At 58.4% G+C, this 3,220-nt stretch carries 3 protein-coding genes; all 3 read left to right on the forward strand.

Annotation, left to right across the window (positions count from 1 at the left end; translation table 11 throughout):
* Positions 1 to 756: hypothetical protein (locus ACFC2L_RS20145; RefSeq protein ID WP_375826123.1), on the forward strand; the 756-nt coding region annotated here is incomplete at its 5' end.
* Positions 753 to 1,574 carry a hypothetical protein gene (locus ACFC2L_RS20150; RefSeq protein WP_375826124.1) on the forward strand — a complete coding sequence of 274 codons (822 nt, stop codon included), beginning with the start codon at positions 753 to 755 and terminating at the stop codon, positions 1,572 to 1,574. The genes ACFC2L_RS20145 and ACFC2L_RS20150, both read left to right, overlap by 4 nt.
* A gap of 336 nt (positions 1,575 to 1,910) precedes the next feature.
* The gene (locus ACFC2L_RS20155; RefSeq protein ID WP_047229189.1) at positions 1,911 to 3,086 is read left to right on the forward strand and encodes an integrase core domain-containing protein; all 1,176 of its coding nucleotides are present in this window, start codon (positions 1,911 to 1,913) and stop codon (positions 3,084 to 3,086) included.
* Positions 3,087 to 3,220 lie beyond the last annotated feature (134 nt).

Below are 3,220 nucleotides of genomic sequence, written 5' to 3' on the forward strand. Positions count from 1 at the left end.
CCCCAACTCTACGGGCGCTACCTGACCACTGTGGCCTGGCTCAAGAACCCCGCCACCCTGCAATGCACCCAACAGGTGGTGGGCCTGGTGGGCCTGCATATCATCAACAAGACCCAGAGCTCACCGAACTTTATCTGGACCACCTTCGAGCACGTGGACAACGTACCGGAACCGGGCCAGGTGCCCGCGCAACAGCTGCCCCCGGACGGCTACACCTTCAACAATCCCAACTGCACCGGCGGCCCCGATGTGTGTACGCCGAACGTGGCGCGCATCCAGTGCAAACAGCACCACCCGGATCGCGAATGCACCGAACCCTATCCACGGGACCAACCGGTGCAGACCACCCGCGAACACCCACTGTCGTCGGACATGCAGGCGCTCAACGGCGCAGTGCAGGCCAGCTTCGCCCAACAGACCAACGGCCAGTCGGTGTTCCAGTACTACAAGCTGATCAATGTACTGTGGATCACCGCCCCGACGCCGCCCGACCCCGAGCCGGGCCCGAAGGCGGAGGTTCCCCTGTCCTACGGTGCTTTTATCAGCGACAGCAACGTACCCGTGGCCAATACCACCCTGGAGACCTACGTCCAGGGCATGAACTGCAATGACTGCCATCAGCAAGCGACCATTGCCGGCAGCACCACCCTGGCCTCGGACTTCTCGTTCCTGTTCAACAACGCCGATTCGGCCAAGCAAACGAGCCTGATCAAACGCGTACATGCCTTCGAAACCCTCAAGGACGGCCAACCATGAAACGCTCCCTCGCCACCCTGCTGCTCGCCCTGTCAATGGCCCTCGCCCCCCAGGCCTTTGCCCATTCGGCCCATGAACTGCACGCCCTGAACAACGGCGCCGATGCCGATGCACCGGGCAACCACGGCATGTTCATGGTCGGATCGCAGACCCTGTTCCTGGTGCACATGCCGATGTTCACCACGGAAAAGCACATGTACCAGATCGTCCTGCAGGCCAGCCTGCCGGCTGACGTAATGGCCAAGTACCAGGCCCTGCGCGCAGCCAACCCGAGCAAGCCGTATAACCTGATCAACGTCGATAACGACACCTTCACCCTGCCCCAACTCAAGGCCGGCGAAGTGACCGCGTTCAAGGCGACGATCTATGACGGCTACTCCAATGATGGCGGCGGCACCCCGGGGCCGGTGCTGTTTGACAACGTGCCGGTGACGGTCGAGGCGGAGGTGATCTACCGGCCGTTCAACCTGGGGATCGAGCGGCCCAAGCAGATGGTGTACACCCTGTTTGGCCGGGGTAATGAGGCGCACCTGACGCACTACATCGCCCAGGATCCGGACTTCCAGGAAATCATCACCCTGCCTGGGCCACCGGCGCCGTTTTCGGCGGCGCAATTGGTGTCTACGGTGGATTTGAATTTCACCACGGTGCAGTCGTTGCCGATTGTGTGTCAGTCGCCGCTCAAGCCTGGGGTTTACCCGACCTTGCTGGAGGGGCGTGTGGATGCGCCGGTGGCGCTGGACCTGGGGCCGGCGGCGCAGCGTGTGTGGTATTCGACGGGGAATTTGTTGAACAGGACCGATCCTTGCCAGCCTTGAGTGGGTATAAGGCAGCTTCGACATTTGATGTGTGATGTGGCAGGGGTTTTTCTGCTTCGCCCGGGTCGCGGTGGGAGCGGGCTTGCCCGCGATGGCGGTGGGTCAGCGGCATCGCGGCATAGGTATCTACACAACTCTTTTCTGGGGTTGTGTACATATCCGTTGCTGCGGTTACGGCGGCTATTGGTTCCGCCCTTACGGCGGCTCACTTTGGAAGAGCGCCAAAGTAAGCAAAACGCTCTTGCCCGTATGACTCACCCACATGGGTTACAAATCAGTTCACGCACATAGGTAACAGTTATTAACTGGCAGGGTCGATTTTGTGAGGATCTGACCATGCCCTGGGAAGAGCTGAAACCTATGGACCTCAAAGTGATGTTCATCGCCGCCTATTTGGCTGAAAGAGATACCTTTAGCCAGCTGTGCCGCGACTACCAGGTCAGTCGAAAGACTGGCTACAAATGGGTCGAACGGTACGAGGCTGAAGGACCCAGAGGGCTCGAAGAACGTAGCCGGTGCCGGCACAATCAAACCTATGTTGTGCCTCTTGCTATCAGGCAAGCAATTATCGAGCTTCGTTCTATCGGGGAGACTATTCCCGGGCCGAAGAAGATTCAGAACGACTTGCGCCAGCGTTTTCCCGGGCAGGATCCACCCTCGAAAACCACCATTTACAACATCCTCAAGGCCGCTGATCTGATTGCACCTCGACGTGTGCGTCAGCGCGTGGCTGTCTATCCAAAGCCCCTGTGCAAGGCAGAGACCCCAAATCAGCTCTTTAGCGCTGACTACAAGGGGCAGTTTCTGACAGGGGCCGGAGTGTGGTGTTATCCGCTGACGATCATGGACCATGCCAGCCGCTTTCTACTGGCCTGCCAGGGCATGCGCAATACCAACTTCAAAGAAACCCAACAAACCTTCGAGCGTGTTTTTCGCGAGTATGGCTTGCCTGAACGTATTCGGACCGACAACGGCATACCGTTTGCCAGCACGGGCCGTGCAGGGTTATCACAGCTGTCGATCTGGTGGCTGCGGTTGGGGATTATCCCTGAGCGAATTGAGCCCGGCCGCCCAGATCAGAATGGGCGCCATGAAAGGATGCACCGAACCCTGAAAAGCACTTTGCCCCAACCAGCGGCGATTGCTTGGGAAGCTCAGCAGAAACACTTTGATCGCTTTATGCAGCACTATAATCATGAGCGAGGGCACGAGGCGCTTGGCCAGAAAACACCAGCCTCATGTTATTTGCCCTCACCCCGCGCTTACCCGGAAAAGCTGCCTGAAATGGGGTATGCGAGCCACGTGGAGTGTTACCTGGCTGATAGTAATGGAATCATCAATCGAGCAGGTCTTAGGATCTACATAGGCAATCTGCTCAAGCATCAGACCATTGGAATGGAGCTAATTCGAGATGATGTCTGGGAGGTGATCTTCGGGCCTGTGATCCTAGGCCGTGTCGATGCTAGAGACGCAAAGAACGGGTATGTTTCAATCAAAGTGTCACCTATGTGAATGCACTTTTTTGTAACCTATGTGGTTGTCCCGTACATGCCCACCACTCGGTGCCTCGCCTAGGCTCGGCATGCCCGCAGTCAGGCATTGCTCCGTGGGCCCGCCGCGATCGGCCATCCATGGCCGTGTCGCGG

Source organism: Cellulosimicrobium sp. NPDC055967, assembly GCF_042269845.1.
Lineage (GTDB): Bacteria > Actinomycetota > Actinomycetes > Actinomycetales > Cellulomonadaceae > Cellulosimicrobium.

Excerpts from the sequence above, each read along its gene's own strand:
- ACFC2L_RS20150 (WP_375826124.1), top strand. The coding sequence starts at position 753 with ATGAAACGCTCCCTCGCCACCCTGCTGCTCGCCCTGTCAATGGCCCTC.
- ACFC2L_RS20155 (WP_047229189.1), top strand. The coding sequence starts at position 1,911 with ATGCCCTGGGAAGAGCTGAAACCTATGGACCTCAAAGTGATGTTCATC.